This window comes from Bradyrhizobium lablabi (genome assembly GCF_900141755.1).
GTDB classification, from domain to species: domain Bacteria; phylum Pseudomonadota; class Alphaproteobacteria; order Rhizobiales; family Xanthobacteraceae; genus Bradyrhizobium; species Bradyrhizobium lablabi_A.
Genome location: NZ_LT670844.1, coordinates 5,540,834 through 5,556,946, shown reverse-complemented (window position 1 = coordinate 5,556,946; position 16,113 = coordinate 5,540,834). Strand labels below are relative to the sequence as shown.

The following is a 16,113-nucleotide window of genomic DNA, read 5'->3' as shown; positions in this document are numbered from 1 at the left end:
TGAAAACAAGAATGCTCAATCGGAATTCTCTTAAAAATATGCCGCCGGCGCCGGTGCGATCATGGCGCCGGGCGGGACGGCTCCATGGGCTTTTTTTTAAACACACCGTGGGAATTAGCCGGGCAGATCTGATGCAAGACTGCCTCCAACAGCTGCGGCTTTGGCCCGGATGCGAGACGGTCGAGGAACTTGGCGTGCTCGGGGCGCCGAGCGGCGCCTTTTCGGTCCATGTGATCAATTATGGCGCCGCCAAAAAAAGAGTGGCCGATCGCGCCATTCGCTGCATCCAGCGCGAAAAACTGCGGCGGTATCATTTGAAACTGGATCTGGATTGAGGCCGACCGCGTAAGGCAACAGCCACTCACAAACTCCGCCGTCATCGTCCGGCTTGACCGGACGATCCAGTACGCCGCGGCGGATGTAATACACGTCAGGCGCTTGCGATTACTGGATACCCGCTTTCGCGGGTATGACGGGTAGCCCGCAATCCTCCTCAGTGCCATTTCCATTTCCCTGCCCTAGACCTTAATGCATTTTAACGATATCGCTCGGGGCGTGATCAGGGACACGTCAAACACTCCGTTCCGGGCAAGCCGGACCGCGCCGCACGCCGCTTTCGCCGCCATACTGCTGGCGCTCGCCTGCGCGCTTGGCGGCTGCGCCGGCGGCGGCGCCAGCAATGGCGCGTTCGCGATGGCCGGAAACGGCGGTGGTTCGACGGTGGCGTTCGAATCGATCGACGGCCCGCCACCGCAGATCTTCGATCGCATGGTGGATGTGCTCGACAGCGAATCGAAGCTGCGCAACCTCCTGATCGTTTCGCGCGACGGTCAGGCCACCTACCGCGTGCGCAGTTATCTCGCCGCCGAGGTCAACCACGGCCGCGCCAGCATCGCCTGGGTCTGGGACGTCTATGACCGCGACCAGCAGCGCGCGCTGCGGCTTTCCGGCGAGGAGCCGGCCGGCAAGGCCGGCCGCGACCCCTGGACCGCGGCCGACGATCTGGTGCTGCGGAAAATCGCGCAAGCCGGCTTGAGCGGATTGAGCGCCATGATCAACGGGACGCCGGCGCCGGACGCGCCGCCGCCCGCGCCGGCACCGGGAAAACGCGGCCCGGCGGTTGCGAGCGTGGGAGCCGTTTCGCCCGCTTCGGCCGCCTCCGGCGTCAGCGCGCTGGCCTACAGCGCCCGTTAACGCAAAATACGCTCCGAATGTTGAATTTGCGCAGGAAAACCCGGCTCGCAGGGTTGCCAGCCGCGCCTCCTCCTTGATATCACCTCGCTCGTCCAAACGCGCCGGTTCTGTGGGTATCTCGATATGCTGAACATTGTCTCCAGCAAGGCGCGGGGAGAGGCCTCGATGTCGGCCAAGAATGGCTCGATCAAGCTTGTCGCCGGCAACTCCAATCCGGCCTTGGCGCAGCAAATCGCCAACGGGCTTGAGCTGCCGCTCACCAAGGCGGTGGTGCGGCGTTTCGCCGACATGGAGATCTTCGTCGAGATCCAGGAGAACGTCCGCGGCTCGGATGCCTTCATCATCCAGTCGACGTCGTTTCCGGCCAACGACCATCTGATGGAATTGCTGATCATCACCGACGCGCTGCGCCGCTCCTCGGCGCGCCGCATCACCGCGGTGATCCCCTATTTCGGCTATGCGCGGCAGGATCGCAAATCCGGCTCCCGGACGCCGATCTCGGCCAAGCTGGTGGCCAACCTGATCACCCGCGCCGGCGTCGACCGCGTCATGACGCTCGACCTGCATGCCCTCCAGATCCAGGGTTTCTTCGACATCCCGACCGATAACCTCTTCGCCTCCCCGGTGATGGTGCGCGACATCAAGGAGCGGTTCGATCTCTCCAATGTCATAGTGGTGTCGCCCGACGTCGGCGGCGTGGTGCGCGCGCGCGGGCTCGCCAAACGCATCAACACGCCGCTCGCCATCATCGACAAGCGCCGCGAGCGCGCCGGCGAATCCGAGGTCATGAACGTGATCGGCGAAGTCGAAGGCTATACCTGCATCCTGATCGACGACATCGTCGACTCCGGCGGCACGCTGGTGAACGCCGCCGACGCGCTGCTCGCCAACGGCGCCAAGGATGTCTACGCCTATATCAGCCACGGCGTGCTCTCCGGCGGCGCCGCCGCCCGCATCATCGGCTCCCGGCTGAAGGAACTCGTCATCACCGACTCGATCCTGCCCACCGAAGCCGTTCACAACGCAAAGAACATCCGCACGCTGTCGATCGCGCCCTTGATCGCCGAAGCGATCGCCCGCACCGCGTCGGAAGAGTCGGTGTCGAGCTTGTTTGACTGAGGGGCACGGCCTCTTTCCGCTACACTGCCAATCAACCGGTCGGCGCGAACCTCTCCGCGTCATTGCGAGCGAAGCGAAGCAATCCATCGCGCGGCAAAGGAAGTGTGGATTGCTTCGTCGCTACGCTCCTCGCAATGACGTGGAGAGGTTTGCGCCCGCGGCTTTAATTTTCAGACAGCATCATTCGCAGACGTAATTTCGCGATCTCGCCGCGCCTTGCGCCCGAGGTTTGTTGGAAACTTCCCGCCCTCAGAGAACAGAGGGCGCAGGGAATGCCGGGCGCCCGATGCGCCCGATAGCCGCGTGTGCAGGGGTAACGGGTAGAAAGCACACGCGTTAGTCAGGTCACACCGGTTTCACCCAGCATTCCCCACGCAATGGTTTTAACGGTTTCCTGCGCGCTCTCCCCGGCGACCGGGCTCTTTTGCCACCGTCACCCCTGAGAAGCTTGCTTCTCAAGAGCTTGACACCAGCGTCGGGGTGTCAGGACCACACGCCTTCTCCGTCCGCTTAAGCGCTGTTCGTCAATAGCGCTGCCGCGTCCACCGCATCCCGCCCTACGTCCGTGACGATCGCGAAACGCCCCTCTGAGTGGGACGGGATGGCGGGAGTCTTATGGGTGATTTGGGCAAATCAGGAAGCGGAATATTTTTGTGAATGGGACTGGACGACCCAAATCAGCTTGAGATCGTTCACGAATTTTCTGTTTTGGCGCGGCGGCCGTAGCAACCTCGGCCATCATCGCGGTTCGCCAGAGAATGCCTGCCGCAATGCTGAAAGCCGGTCAAGCGCGGCTTGCGGGAGTGGGCCTTTTTGGACCGCGGCGAGGGCGTCCTCGAACTGTTGCGGCGTCGCCATACCGACCAGGATCGTACCCATCGCCGGGTCGGACAGCGCAAACCGCGTGGCGGCTTCGGTCAGGCTGGTGGCGAAACCTTCGTTGACCAGCGGCATCAGGCGGTGGGCGCGATCGACATCGGCATCGTAGCTCATCGCCGAACCAATCGGCTCGGGTGCCGGACCCGCAATCGGGTGACGCTCGGCTGAGCCCGACAATGCGCCGCCGGCCAGCACGCGGATGCCTACGACGCCAACGCCGGCGGCCTTGGTAGAAGCGAACAATCGTCCATAATCTTGCGCCGGATAGTTTTTCGGCAATTCCTCGGCGGCGGATGGATTGAGCATGTTGTAGACGACCTGCGCGCTGTCGAAGGCGCGTGCATCAATCACTTGTTGCAGTGCCGCCGTGTCGCCTACTGCCGTCATCCCGAGGAAACGAATCTTGCCCTGCGCACGCAGGCGCTCGAACGCCGGTACCACGTCGCCGAGCACCTCGCGGACGCTCAGCGCCGATCCGCCCCCTCGCTCGGTAATCGGGTTGTGCAGGTGAAAGATGTCGACCCGGTCAAGGCCCAGTCGCGTCAGGCTGCCTTCGAGCGACATCGTTACGGCGTCGGCAATGCGGCCGAACTCGCTCGGTTGCAACCGGACCTTGGTGCCGACGACCACATTGGCCGGTTTCAGCTTTTGCAAAACGCGGCCCAGGTTCTTTTCCGATTCGCCATTGCCGTACTGCACCGCGGTGTCGAAGTAGTTCACACCAGTGGCGATCGCCCGCGCGATCGTACGCTCCTGGTCGGCAGGATCGCCGCGTACCATAAATCCGCCCACCGCGCCGCAGCCGAAGCCCAGCACCGAGAGCTGCATTCCCGTGCGCCCAAAGACCCGCAATTGCATCGCTGTTTCTCCGACTGACGGCATGCACAATGGAGGGTGGCTTACGGCAGGCGTAACCCGCCTCTTTATCGTCGGCGAAACGGCAGACTACGCTCCGCTAATCCGCCCTTCTACGTTTGCTTAATCACACAGTTTTATCAACGTCATTGCGAGCGAAGTGAAGCAATCCATCGCGCCGCAAGCGCAAAGCTGGATTGCTTCGTCGCTTGCGCTCCTCGCAATGACGGGGGCTAGCAAGTAGCCCGCATGAGCGCAGCGATATGCGGGATTCCCGGATGTCGCTCCGCTCATCCGGGCTACGGCTCTTGGCCGTCATTGCGAGCCAACGGGTCGGCGCGAAGCGCCGCCCGATGACAGGCTCCGCGAAGCAATCCAGCTTTGGCGCCTCGAAACTGCAAGCTGGATTGCTTCGTCGCTTACGCTCCTCGCAATGACGGCTGTTACACCTTTTCCACTGCCGCATCACCTTCAAGCGGCGATGCGGTCGGACCTTGGCCTGAGCCCCTCGTCGCCCTCTTTCCTCTCCGGCGGAAGGCCGGCGAAGCGGCGCAAGGCGTCGGCCATCTGCACGCGGCCGCTGACGCCGGTGATCACCACGTCGACCATGGTGAGCGACGAGTGGAAGTGGCCGCGGGCGTTGAGTTGCTCGACCGGCACGCCTGCGGCAGAAAGCGCCTGCGCGTAAGCGACACCCTCGTCGCGCAGCGGATCGAACTCGCAGGTCGCCACCAACGCCGGCGGCAAGTTTTCGAGCTTGCCGCGCAGGGGCGAGACGCGCGGATCGGTGCGGTCGGCCGGCGAACAGTAGATGTCCCAGAACCAGTACATCAGCGAGCGCGTCAGGAAGTAGCCCGTCGCATTTTCGTTGTACGACGGGCGGTCGAACGTGCAGTCGGTGACCGGGCAGACCAAAAGCTGGCCTGCGATCTGCGGGCCGCCGCGGTCGCGCGCGAGCTGGCAGGTGACGGCCGCGATGTTGCCGCCGGCGCTCCAGCCCGCAACCATCACCGGTCCCGGTTTGCCGCCAAGCTCGGCCGCATGCTCGGCGATCCACCGCGTCGCCGCGTAGCCATCCTCCGCCGGTGCCGGAAAACGGTGCTCGGGCGCATGCCGGTAACCGACGCTGACGAAACTCATCCCGGTGCGCCGGCACATGTCACGGCAGAACGGATCGTCGGATTGCTCGTCACCCAGCACCCAGCCGCCGCCGTGGAAATAGACCACGATCGGATGCGGCCCCGGCGTCGCCGGCCGATAGAGACGATAGGGCAGCGGACCGTCGGCGCCGGGAAGCGTGCCGTCGACCACCTCACCGACCGGCCGGCCGGCCGGACGGCTCTTGTTGAATTCAGCTATGAAGTCGCGCGCCCCCTGGGCTCCGAGCGACTCGATCGGCGGCAAGTTCATGTCCGCCAGCATGTTCAGCACCAGCCGCACATCCGGCTGCAGGCGAACGACCTCGCCGTCGTTGCATTGCTCGGAACTGTTGGGCCCGGTGAGCCTGAAACCGAGCATGCCGCGGCTGACGACTTCGTTGCAGATGCTGCGGTAGGGACCGACGCCGCCGGTATAGGGCATCACGCCCCACGCCTTGCCGGGAACGTTGGCGCCGGTGTACCAGGTGTTGGCCAGCCGATGCAGCGTGAGCGTTGCACAGTCGGCCATGTGTCGGGCCCAGCCGGCCTGCGCCGTTTCGGTCGCCTCAATGGTGGTGAGGCCGGCCTCTCGCATCGCAATCAGCCGGTCGACCGTCCAATCGATGTGCTGCTCGATCGATACCGCCATGTTCGACAGCACCGACGGGCTGCCGGGGCCGGTGATCATGAACAGATTGGGGAAGCCCGCCACGGTAAGGCCGAGATAGGTCTGCGGGCCGTTGGCCCAGACGTCGGACAGCGATTTTCCGCCACGGCCGGTGATCGGATGCACGGCCATGATCGCTCCGGTCATCGCATCGAAGCCGGTGGCGAACACGATCACATCGACGTCGAATTTGCGCTTGTCGGTGTTGATGCCGGAGGCCGTGATGGATGTGATCGGCTCCTGCCGCAGATTCACCAGCGTGACGTCGGGACGGTTGTAGGTGGCGTAATAGTTGGTATCGAGGCAGGGACGTTTGGCTCCAAACGGGTGGTCGTGAGGGCTCAGCGCTGCCGCTATCTCAGGGTCCTTGACGAGGTTGCGGATTTTCTCGCGGATCAGGTCGGCGAGCAGCGTGTTGCCGTCGACGTCGACGGCCTGGTCGGCCCAAAGCTGGGTCAATATATACACGAGATCGCCGGCGGCCCACGCCCGCCCGAAGCGCTCGCGGCGCTCGGCATCAGTCAGTTGCCAGCTTACCGCCATTTGTTGCGGCCACGGTACGCCTGCCAGCGACCAGCGAGCCTGCTCGCGGTAGCCGGCGCGGTCACCTTCCAGCAGGGCAATGCGATCCGCTGGCGCAGGACCGTTGTGGGCGGGAAGGGCAAAGTTCGGCGTGCGCTGGAACACGGTCAGATGGGCCGCCTGCTCGGCGATCAACGGGATCGACTGGATTCCCGATGATCCCGTGCCGATCACCGCGACGCGCTTGCCGCCGAGTTTTATCTCTTCATGCGGCCAGCGGCCGGTGAAATAGACCTCGCCCTTGAAGCCGTTGACGCCGTCGATCTCCGGCGGCTTGGGCGCGGAGAGACAGCCGGTGGCCATGATGTAATAGCGGCAGGACACAGTGGCGCCGTTGTCCGTCGTGAGCAGCCAGCGCTCGGCGGCCTGATCCCAGGTCGCGGCCGTCACCTTCGTGCCAAAGCGGATGTCGCCGCGCAGATCATAGCGGTCTGCGACGAAGCCGAGATAGCGCAGGATTTCGGGTTGGGTCGCGTATTTCTCCGACCATTGCCACGCGCTCTCCAGCTCCGGATCGAAGGTGTAGCTGTAGTCGATGGTCTGAATGTCGCAGCGTGCGCCGGGATATCGGTTCCAGTACCAGGTGCCGCCGACGTCGTCGGCCTCCTCCAACACCACCGATGTGAAGCCGGCCTTGCGCAACCGATGCAGAAGGTACAGGCCGGCAAACCCGGCACCCACCACCGCGACATCGACCTGTTGCGTCGTAGCGCCGCGCGTCGTCTCTGACGCAGATGATGCAACCATCGCTTCTGGCATACCATCCTCCCATGTTTTTAATTTTGCCGCGGTCTATCGCCGCGCACCCAGTCTGTCACCAGGGCAACAGTTCCACTTGCGCGGACACGCTATCGCGTGTGGGAACTCACCGGCGTCGGCATCACAACCCCTTCAGGTTGCAATGCAGCGCGCTATCGATTCCGTTCGTAGAAGCGGATCGTGACGAGCCACGAGGCGAAAGCGGCAATGCACAGCACGCCTTGCACGAGCGCCAAAGCGAGTGCGCGGCCGCCAAATGCCGGGGCCAATTGCGTTATCAGGCCGGCCAGCAGCACCATGGCGAAGGCCTGACAGGAAGCGGCCAAACCACGCATCTGCGGGAATTGATCCAGCCCTATCAGCAAAAGGCCGGGCGTGGCGAGCGACATGCCGAAGGCGTAGAATCCGATCGGAAGGATCGACCAGGGAACTGACCCGGGATGCGCGGCGTGGAAGGTCACGTTGATGATGCCGGTCACCAACTGGATGGAAAATCCAGCGAGGATCAACCGGGCTGGCGCGAACCGGCCGGCGAGCCTTTCGGCGGCGAGCGAGCCGAGCACGATGCCGGCAACGATGGGCACGAACATCATGGCGTATTGCGTTGGCGGCAGGCCCAATTCGTGCCCGAGGAAGGCCGGCACCGAGGCGACGTAGAGGAACAGACCGGCAAAGCTGAGTGCGATGGCAAGCGCAACAAGACGGAAGCGGCGATTGCCGAACGCCACGACATATTGCTGCGCCAGCATGCTTAAGCCGAACGGGCGGCGTGCATGAAGCGGCAAGGTTTCCGGCAGGCTGCGTACGCAGAGCATCAGCATCGCAACGGCATAGACGAACAACGTCAGGAAGATGGCCCGCCAGGTGAACAGCGTGACCACCCATCCGCCAAAGACCGGCGCCAAGGCTGGCGACAGCGAGAAGATCATGCTCACCAGCGCCAGCAGTCTGGTCGCGGCGGCGCCTTCAAAGCAATCGCGGATAATGGCGCGTCCCACCACGGTGCCAACGCCAGCCGACATGCCTTGCATGACGCGGAAGGAGGTCAACCAGCCGACGCTGGGCGAAAGCGCGCATCCGAGCGCCGCCAGGCCGAACGCCGAGAGCGCGGTGAGGATCACCCGCCTCCGTCCAAACGCATCGGACAACGGGCCGTGCATCAAGCTCATGCAGGCAAAGGCGAGCAAGTAGCCGGTCAGCGTGAGTTGGAGATCAGCGGTGCTGGCTTGAAAATCGCGCTGGATATCGGCGAAGGCAGGCAGGTAGGCATCGATCGACAGCGGCCCGAGCAAGCTCAAGCCACCCAACATGACAGTCAGGCTGCGGCGGCCGACGGCGGCATTCACACCCGCGGGCACCGTCAGACCTGAGCCATGCCGCCGTCCGCGAAGACCTCGCTTCCAGTCATCGATCTGCTGTCGTCCGACGCCAGAAACAGCGCCACGTCTGCGATATCGTCAGGCTCGGCCATCCGTCCGAGCGGCGACTGCTCGATCAGGCCCGCGATCATGGCGTCCTTCTGGCCGGTTCTCGCCAGGGCATTGAGCAGGCCGGGCGTCGCGGTGGCGCCGGGCGAAAGAACGTTCACGCGAATTCCCGTGCCCTTCAAGTCCAGCGTCCAACTGCGGGCGAGATTGCGAATAGCCGCTTTGCTCGCACTGTAGATGCTGAAGGCCTGCGTCCCCATCGAGGCCGTGGTCGACCCCGTCAGAATGATGGATCCTCCATCCCCCATCAACGGGAGGCCCTTCTGAACCGTGAATATCGTGCCTTTGACATTCACGCCGAAGACCAGATCAAAGGACGATGCCGTAATCTTGCCCAGGGGTTCCCGCGCGCCCAATCCGGCGTTGGCGAACAGGACATCTATGCGGCCATGGGCCGACCCAACCTTTGCGAACAACCGGTCCAGGTCTTCGAGATCGGAGATATCGCCCTGCACCGCCGTCACGCCGGTCCCGATCGCCTGGACGGCTTTGTCCAGTTCCTCCTGGCGGCGCCCGGTAATGTAAACATGAGCGCCTTCGGCGACGAACCGTTTTGCGCTCGCCAGGCCAATGCCACTGTTCGCGCCGGTGACGACCGCGATCTTTCCGTCAAGTCTGCCCATAGCGTCCTCGATTGCGTGAATGATGATCGCTAAATTAGGGCCTTGCATTCCTCGCTACCAGTATGCACCTTTTGGTAAGTGCCAAACTTTATGGATCGCATCGAGATGAAAAAGCCTACCTTTACCTGCGGCCTGGACGCTGCCCTGGTCGTGCTCGGAGGCAAATGGAAGCCGTTGATCCTCTACCATCTGGCCCATGGCACCCGTCGTTACGGCGAGTTGAGACGGGCCATCGGGGGCGTCAGTGATAAAGTCCTGATCCAGCAGCTCAAGGAATTGCAGGCGGATGGGATTATCGCGCGTGTCGATTACGGGGAGATTCCGCCCAAGGTCGAATATTCCCAGACGGCCTTTGGAAAAACCTTAGGCAAGGCGCTGGCTCCTCTCTGCGAGTGGGGAACCAGGCATTCGAGGGACGTTGAAGCGGTGATGGCGCGCCGCAAAGCGCGCGAGCGGCGGCAGGCAGCATAGAGGCAAGTAGCCCGCATGAGCGCAGCGATATGCGGGATTCCCGGATGTCGCTCCGCTCATCCGGGCTACGTTTGCTACGGTCCCCTCCGCGCGACCCGGTGGCTCTTCGCAATGACAGCGGTTATTATTTTGCGGCCCTCCGCTGCCCCCTTCTCCGCTCCACCGTGATCTCCGCCAGGATCGACATTGCGATCTCTTCCGGCGTGATCGCGCCGAGGTCGAGGCCGGCGGGGGCCTTGACGCGATCGAGCGCCGACGCGTCGACGCCTTCCGCGATCAGTTTTTCGCGCAGCGCCGCCATCTTGCGGCGGCTGCCGACGAAGGCGTGATAGGCGGCGTCCGTTGCGACGGCCGTCCGAAGCGCGGCCTCGTCGCCCTTGCCTTGGGTCGAAACCACGATGAAGCGGCGCGCTTCGTGGAGTTTTATGAGCGCATAGCCGTCGATCAGCATGTCGGCGTCGGGCGTGTCGGTCAGATCAGCGGCCGGTGCTGCGATCGTGACGTGATAGCCGAGCTGCCGCGCTTGCGTTGCAAGCGACAGTGCCACCGGGCTGACGCCGAGGATGACCAGGGAAGGATGCGGCAGCACCGGCTCGACGAACACGTCCATGGTGCCCTTGCTCGGGCACATGTTCTCCGCAAAGCGCACGCCGTCGCGGTTCTCGCCGGGCTTGACGCCGAGCTCGGCCAAGAGATTTTCCGGCTGCACCGACACCATGCGCGGCTCGCCGTCGGCGAGCGCGTCGCGCGCGGCTTTGAGCACCGCGCCGCGGGCGCAGCCGCCGCCGATCCATCCCGCGACGATGCGGCCGTCGGGGCGGATGATCGCCTTCGCGCCGGCTTTGGCGGCGGTCACCGACACCGTGCGCACCACGGTCGCGAGCACAAAAGCTTCCTCGGCGGCCTTGAGCTGCGCCACCAGCTCCATCACTTCGACATGCTTTGTCATGGGGGGCGCTCCTTCAGACGGATTCACTCCACCTCTCCCGCTTGCGGGGGAGGTCGACGCGCTCGCAAGAAAGCGGCGGGTGGGGGAAATCTATCCCCTCGACCAGTGCGTTTTGCGGAAGCACCCCCACCCCAGCCCTCCCCCGCAAGCGGGAGAGGGAGCGCACTTCCGTCGCCGCTACAAATTCCATCCAATCTCATCCCGTCCATCTTCACAGCTTCGCCAGATACGGTTCAAGCTCGGTCAGGCTTTTCAGCGTGTTGGCGGGCGCGTAGAGGTCGACATACGGCAGCGCGGCCTTGATGCCGGCGGCCTCCGGCGCATAACCCTGCCACGCCAGCATCGGATTGAGCCAGACGATACGGCGGCAGCGTTTTGCCAGTGCCGCCATCTCGCGGCCGAGCAGCGCGGCATCGCCGGTCTCGTAGCCGTCGGAGACGATCATCACGCAGGTGCGCGAATGGATTACGCGCGCCGCATGCCAGCGGTTGAAGGTCTGCAGGCTCTCGCCGATTTTGGTGCCGCCGCCGGCGCCTTGCGCCATGATCGACAGGCGATCGAGCGCGCGAACCGCATCCCTTTCCTTCATCGCGTCGGAGACGTAAGCGAGGCGGGTGTGAAACAGGAACGCCTCGGCCTCGCGAAACTCATCGAGCACGCCGTGGATGAAGCGCAAAAACACGCCGGTGTACATGCTCATCGATCCGGAGGCGTCGAGCAGCATCACGAGCCGCAGCGGCTTTTCCTTGCGCTGGCGTTTCACCAGACAGATCGGCACGCCGCCATGGCTGATATTGCCGTGGATCGTCCGCCGCAGATCGAGCCGGTAACCGCGGCGGCGCGCCAGATCGCGCCGGGTCAGCCGCGTGCGCATGGTTTTCGCCAGTTGCGCCGCGACGGCATGGGCCTGCTCGATCTGGTCGGGATCGGCCATGTTGCGGAAATCGATCTCGCCAAGATTTTCCGCACGCGAGGCGCCCTCCATGCGGCCTTCGCCGGCGCGCCCCTCCGGCGCGTCGTCGGTTGAGGGAACCTGATCGGTTGCAGCTTCGTCCCCGGTTCGCTCGGACCGTTTGTCCTGCAAGGTCTTCAGCGACGGGCTGTTGGCTGCCTTGGCCGAGCCCATGGTCATCGACCGCGATTTTACGCGCTTGCCGAGCCAGAACGCGTCGAACAGCCCGTCGAACTTTTCCCAGTCGGATTTCCGCGCCGAGAACAGATGCTTGAATGCGGAACGTAAAAGGCCCGGCTTTTCGGCATAACCCGCCGCCATCAAGGAGGCCGCGTCCTGTCCCTCCTGCAGGCCCACGGCAAAGCCGCTTCCGCGCAACGTCTTCAAAAACGCCGCAAGCCTTGTCGAGACAAGGCGCGACACCTCGTCGATCTCTTGATATCCGGGACTATTGCCGCAGCAGCTCATGCGACCTCCCCCAATAACCGTTGCGTCACTTCGCGCGTCACGCGTGACTTGTCCTCATGGGTCTTGAGCAGGCACATCAGGGTCTCGTGCACGACTTCCGGCGCGTCGTGCAGATCGCGGACGCCGATCCCGACCAGCGCCGCCGCCCAGTCCAGCGTCTCCGCGACGCCGGGGACTTTTCGTAGCTCCTCCTTGCGGATACCAGCGACCATGCGCGCGACCTGCAGGGATAGCGACGCGGTCGAGCCATCGATCCGCGCAATGATGATGCGCGCCTCGCGGTCGACGTCGGGATAATCGACATAGTGATAGAGACAGCGGCGGCGCAGCGCGTCGGAGAGTTCGCGGGTGCCGTTCGAGGTCAGCACCACATGCGGGATCGTGGTCGCCGAGATCGTGCCGAGCTCAGGGATCGAGACCTGGAAATCCGACAATAGCTCCAACAAGAACGCCTCGAACTCGTCGTCGGCGCGGTCGATCTCGTCGATCAGCAGCACCGGCGGCTTTGCCCGGCGGATCGCGGCGAGCAGCGGCCGTTCCAGCAGATATTTTTCCGAAAAGATCCGGTCTTCGATTGTCTCGGCATCGGCGCCGTGATGCGCCTGGATCGAAAGCAGTTGCCGCTGGTAATTCCATTCATAGAGCGCGGCCGATTGATCGAGCCCTTCATAGCATTGCAGGCGGATCAATTCGGTCGCGTGCGCTGACGCCAGCGCTTTTGCCACTTCCGTCTTGCCGACGCCCGCTTCGCCTTCGAGCAGAAGCGGGCGCCGCAGCAATTGCATCAGCGAGATCGCGGTCGCGAGTTCGCTGTCGGCGATATAGCCGGAGGCAGCCAACGCTTGCGCGATCTCGTCGCGGGTTTTCATTGCCAGAACGTTTTCCTTTTCTGCTTCTTCTCCCCTCCCCCCGCGAAGCGGCGGGGAGGGGTCGGGGGTGGGGGGTGGCTCAGCAAACTCGCTGCCAGAGGAGCAAGCGGAGACACCCCCCACCCCCGACCCCTCCCCGCCACGCGCAAGAGCGCGTGGAGGGAGGGGAGAAGATCATCAAGCCGCAAACACTCCCAGGTTTTTCGCCGCCCGCCAGTTGCGCCAGTAGTCATGCGGCATCTGGATGTGGGTGGACCCTAAGAACGAAAACGCGTCGTTGACGGCGTTGGAGAACGCCGGCACACCGCCGACATTCGGGCTTTCGCCGACGCCCTTGGCGCCGATCGGGTGATGCGGCGACGGCGTCACCGTGAAATCGGTCTCCCAATGCGGCGTCTCGACCGCGGTCGGCATGAAGAAATCCATGAACGAGCCGGTGACGACATTGCCGGTTTCATCGTAACGGATTTCCTGGCCCATCGCGATCGCGAACGCTTCGGTCAGGCCGCCATGGACCTGGCCCTCGATGATCATCGGGTTGATGCGCGTACCGCAATCGTCCAGCGCATAGAAGCGCCTGACCTTGTAGACGCCGGTATCGACGTCGATGTCCATCACGCAGATATAGGCGCCGAACGGATAGGTCATGTTGGGCGGATCGTAATAGCTCACCGCCTCGAGCCCCGGCTCCATGCCCGGCGGCACGGAATTGTAAGCCGCCCAGCAGATGTCCTTCATCGACATGGTCTTCTCCGGCAGGCCTTTGACCCGGAAACCGTCGATGTCCCATTCGAGGTCGTCCTCGTGCACCTCGAGCCTGTAGGCCGCGATCATCTGCGCCTTGGCCTTGATTTTTCGCGCGGCCATAGCGATCGCGGCGCCCGCTACCGGAGTGGAGCGCGACCCATAGGTTCCGAGCCCGTAAGGTGCGGTATCGGTATTGCCCTCCTCGACCATGATGTTGTCGGCGGGAATGCCGATTTCGGTGGCGATGATCTGGGCCCAGGTGGTCTCGTGGCCCTGGCCCTGGCTCTTGGTGCCCATCCGCGCGATGCCCGCGCCTGTGGGATGCATGCGGATTTCGCAGGAATCGAACATGGCGATGCCGAGAATGTCGCAGTTCTTCGAGGGACCGGCGCCGACGATCTCGGTGAAGAACGACACGCCGAGGCCCATGATCTCGCGGGTCTCGCCGCGCTTGAACGCCGCGCGCTTTTCCGCCTGCTCTTTCCGGAGCTCGGCATATTTGACCGTCTCCATCATCTTCATCATCGCGGTGTGATAGTCGCCGGAATCATATTCCCAGCCGAGTGCCGAGTGATACGGGAACTGCTCGGCCTTGATGAAGTTCTTGAGCCGCAGCTCCGCCGGATCCATGCCGAGCTTTTGGGCCAGAATGTCCATGCCGCGTTCGATGCAGTAAGCCGCCTCCGTGACCCGGAACGAGCAGCGATAGGCGACGCCGCCCGGCGCCTTGTTGGTGTAGATGCCGTCGACCGAAAGATGCGCCGTCGGGAAGTCGTACGAGCCCGTGACGATATTGAAAAAACCGGCCGGCCATTTTGATGGATCGGCGCAAGCGTCGAACGCGCCGTGATCGGCGAGCACGTGCACCCGAAGCCCCGTGACCTTGCCGTCCTTGGTCGCGGCGATTTCAGTGGTCATGTGGTAATCGCGCGCGAACGAGGTCGCGGTCAGGTTCTCGATGCGGTCCTCGACCCATTTTACCGGTTTGCCGGTGACGATCGAAGCCACCGCGGCGCAGATGTAGCCGGGATAGGCGCCGACCTTGTTGCCAAAGCCGCCGCCGATGTCGGGGGAGATCACATGGATCTTTTGTTCCGGGAGTTTGGCGATCAGCGACACCACGGTGCGGATCACATGCGGGGCCTGGAACGTGCCCCAGATCGTCAGTTCGCCCCTGATCTTGTCGAACGAGCAGACGCACTGGCAGGTTTCGAGGGGCGAGGGATGGGTGCGGTGATAGGAGATCATCTCCTTGATCGTGACGTCGGCTTTCTTGAACGCGGCATCGGTCAGATCCTTGTCGCCGACCGTCCACTCGAAAATGTGGTTGTGATGCTTGCGCGGGCCGTGGGCGCCCGTGGTCTTGCCGACCAAATCCTCGCGGAGCACCGGCGCGTCCTTGTCCATCGCCTTGAACGGATCGATCAACGCCGGCAGCGGCTCGTATTCGACCACCACCTTGTTGATGCCGTCGTCGGCCGCATAGCGGTCGGTGGCGACCACGAAGGCGACTTCCTGGTTCTGGAACAGCACCTTGCCGTCGGCCAGCACCATCTGCACGTCGCCGGCGAGCGTGGGCATCCAGGCGAGGTTGACGGTTTTGAGCGTCTCGGCGGTGATGACGGCCAATACGCCGGGTACCTTGAGGGCCTCTTCGGAATTGATCGATTTGACGCGCGCGTGGGCGTGCGGCGAGCGGACAAAATCGCCGTGCAGCATGCCCGGCAGTTTGAGGTCGTCGACATAATTGCCCTTGCCCTGGGTGAAGCGGATGTCTTCGACGCGCTTGCGTTTGCACCCCAAACCTTCGAGGGCGGCGGTGCGTTGTTCCCGCGTGGGAGTTAAGTTGTTCATTCCGCGGCCTCCTTGAATTCAACGCCATTGATCTTGTCGGCGGCGTACTGGATCGCCCTGACGATGTTTTGATAACCGGTGCAGCGGCAGATATTGCCGGAGATACCCATCCGGATTTCTTCCTCCGTCGGCCGCGGGTTTTCCTTGAGCAGCCGCTGCGCGCGCACGATCATGCCCGGCGTGCAGAAGCCGCATTGCAGCCCGTGCATCATGCGAAATCCTTCCTGCAAGGCGGACAGCGAACCGTCGGCGTTGGCGACGCCTTCGATGGTCAGAATTTCGGAGCCCTGGGCTTGCACGGCAAATACCGTGCAGCTTTTCACCGACATGCCGTCGAGATCGACGGTGCAGGCACCGCAATGGGTGGTCTCGCAGCCGATATGGGTGCCGGTGAGCGAAAGATTTTCGCGCAGGAAATGCACCAGCAGTGTGCGCGGTTCGACCAGGCCTTCGACCTCGGCGCCGTTCACTTTCATGGTCACATGGGTTTTTGCCATTT

General features: G+C 63.5%; 13 protein-coding genes. 4 read left to right on the top strand and 9 right to left on the bottom strand.

The features are described 5' to 3' along the window. The first annotated feature begins 11 nt into the window (after positions 1-11). From B5526_RS37950 to B5526_RS25950, 3 genes are all read left to right on the top strand, one after another. Positions 12-335, top strand: a complete 324-nt coding sequence (locus B5526_RS37950; protein ID WP_154071463.1) for a hypothetical protein — start codon at positions 12-14, stop codon at positions 333-335. Positions 336-528: 193 nt separating this feature from the next. Beyond that, entirely contained in the window at positions 529-1,194 is a 666-nt protein-coding gene (locus B5526_RS25955) for a hypothetical protein (protein WP_244562061.1), read from the top strand. Between the two features lie 165 nt (positions 1,195-1,359). After that, positions 1,360-2,313, top strand: a complete 954-nt coding sequence (locus B5526_RS25950; RefSeq protein ID WP_079545365.1) for a ribose-phosphate pyrophosphokinase — start codon at positions 1,360-1,362, stop codon at positions 2,311-2,313. Positions 2,314-3,051: 738 nt separating this feature from the next. Here B5526_RS25950 and B5526_RS25945 read toward each other — a convergent pair. The 4 genes from B5526_RS25945 to B5526_RS25930 all read right to left on the bottom strand — a co-directional run bounded on the left by B5526_RS25945 (position 3,052) and on the right by B5526_RS25930 (position 9,304). After that, positions 3,052-4,008, bottom strand: a complete 957-nt coding sequence (locus B5526_RS25945) for an aldo/keto reductase (protein WP_172842108.1) — start codon at positions 4,006-4,008, stop codon at positions 3,052-3,054. A gap of 510 nt (positions 4,009-4,518) precedes the next feature. Further along, entirely contained in the window at positions 4,519-7,194 is a 2,676-nt protein-coding gene (locus B5526_RS25940; RefSeq protein ID WP_079542680.1) for a flavin-containing monooxygenase, read from the bottom strand. A 152-nt stretch (positions 7,195-7,346) separates the two neighbouring features. Next, positions 7,347-8,540 carry a multidrug effflux MFS transporter gene (locus B5526_RS25935; protein ID WP_154071461.1) on the bottom strand — a complete coding sequence of 398 codons (1,194 nt, stop codon included), beginning with the start codon at positions 8,538-8,540 and terminating at the stop codon, positions 7,347-7,349. A 14-nt stretch (positions 8,541-8,554) separates the two neighbouring features. Beyond that, complete coding sequence (locus B5526_RS25930; RefSeq protein ID WP_079542678.1) at positions 8,555-9,304, bottom strand: SDR family NAD(P)-dependent oxidoreductase; 750 nt, start codon at positions 9,302-9,304, stop codon at positions 8,555-8,557. Between the two features lie 90 nt (positions 9,305-9,394). Between B5526_RS25930 and B5526_RS25925 the strand changes: the two genes are divergently transcribed. Then, positions 9,395-9,775 (top strand): winged helix-turn-helix transcriptional regulator, encoded by a 381-nt coding sequence (locus tag B5526_RS25925; RefSeq protein WP_244562060.1) that lies wholly within the window; start codon positions 9,395-9,397, stop codon positions 9,773-9,775. 124 nt (positions 9,776-9,899) lie between these two features. On the opposite strand, the gene B5526_RS25920 is transcribed toward B5526_RS25925, so the two are convergent. From B5526_RS25920 to B5526_RS25900, 5 genes are all read right to left on the bottom strand, one after another. Next, positions 9,900-10,724: an XdhC family protein gene (locus B5526_RS25920; RefSeq protein ID WP_079542677.1), complete on the bottom strand. Its 825-nt coding sequence runs from the start codon at positions 10,722-10,724 to the stop codon at positions 9,900-9,902. Between the two features lie 211 nt (positions 10,725-10,935). Next, positions 10,936-12,144 (bottom strand): vWA domain-containing protein, encoded by a 1,209-nt coding sequence (locus tag B5526_RS25915; protein ID WP_079542676.1) that lies wholly within the window; start codon positions 12,142-12,144, stop codon positions 10,936-10,938. Next, positions 12,141-13,013 (bottom strand): AAA family ATPase, encoded by an 873-nt coding sequence (locus B5526_RS25910; RefSeq protein ID WP_079542675.1) that lies wholly within the window; start codon positions 13,011-13,013, stop codon positions 12,141-12,143. The genes B5526_RS25915 and B5526_RS25910 overlap by 4 nt, the downstream gene beginning before the upstream one ends. Positions 13,014-13,190: 177 nt before the next feature. Further along, complete coding sequence (locus B5526_RS25905) at positions 13,191-15,614, bottom strand: aerobic carbon-monoxide dehydrogenase large subunit (protein WP_079542674.1); 2,424 nt, start codon at positions 15,612-15,614, stop codon at positions 13,191-13,193. Beyond that, positions 15,611-16,111: a (2Fe-2S)-binding protein gene (locus B5526_RS25900; protein WP_079542673.1), complete on the bottom strand. Its 501-nt coding sequence runs from the start codon at positions 16,109-16,111 to the stop codon at positions 15,611-15,613. The genes B5526_RS25905 and B5526_RS25900 overlap by 4 nt, the downstream gene beginning before the upstream one ends. Between the last annotated feature and the right edge of the window lie 2 nt (positions 16,112-16,113).

Bases quoted from the DNA above. Each gene is read 5' to 3' on its own strand.
- B5526_RS37950 (WP_154071463.1), top strand. From the start codon at position 12: ATGCTCAATCGGAATTCTCTTAAAAATATGCCGCCGGCGCCGGTGCGA.
- B5526_RS25955 (WP_244562061.1), top strand. From the start codon at position 529: ATGCATTTTAACGATATCGCTCGGGGCGTGATCAGGGACACGTCAAAC.
- B5526_RS25950 (WP_079545365.1), top strand. From the start codon at position 1,360: ATGTCGGCCAAGAATGGCTCGATCAAGCTTGTCGCCGGCAACTCCAAT.
- B5526_RS25940 (WP_079542680.1), bottom strand. From the start codon at position 7,194: ATGCCAGAAGCGATGGTTGCATCATCTGCGTCAGAGACGACGCGCGGC.
- B5526_RS25930 (WP_079542678.1), bottom strand. From the start codon at position 9,304: ATGGGCAGACTTGACGGAAAGATCGCGGTCGTCACCGGCGCGAACAGT.
- B5526_RS25925 (WP_244562060.1), top strand. From the start codon at position 9,395: ATGGATCGCATCGAGATGAAAAAGCCTACCTTTACCTGCGGCCTGGAC.
- B5526_RS25920 (WP_079542677.1), bottom strand. From the start codon at position 10,724: ATGACAAAGCATGTCGAAGTGATGGAGCTGGTGGCGCAGCTCAAGGCC.
- B5526_RS25915 (WP_079542676.1), bottom strand. From the start codon at position 12,144: ATGAGCTGCTGCGGCAATAGTCCCGGATATCAAGAGATCGACGAGGTG.
- B5526_RS25910 (WP_079542675.1), bottom strand. From the start codon at position 13,013: ATGAAAACCCGCGACGAGATCGCGCAAGCGTTGGCTGCCTCCGGCTAT.
- B5526_RS25905 (WP_079542674.1), bottom strand. From the start codon at position 15,614: ATGAACAACTTAACTCCCACGCGGGAACAACGCACCGCCGCCCTCGAA.
- B5526_RS25900 (WP_079542673.1), bottom strand. From the start codon at position 16,111: ATGGCAAAAACCCATGTGACCATGAAAGTGAACGGCGCCGAGGTCGAA.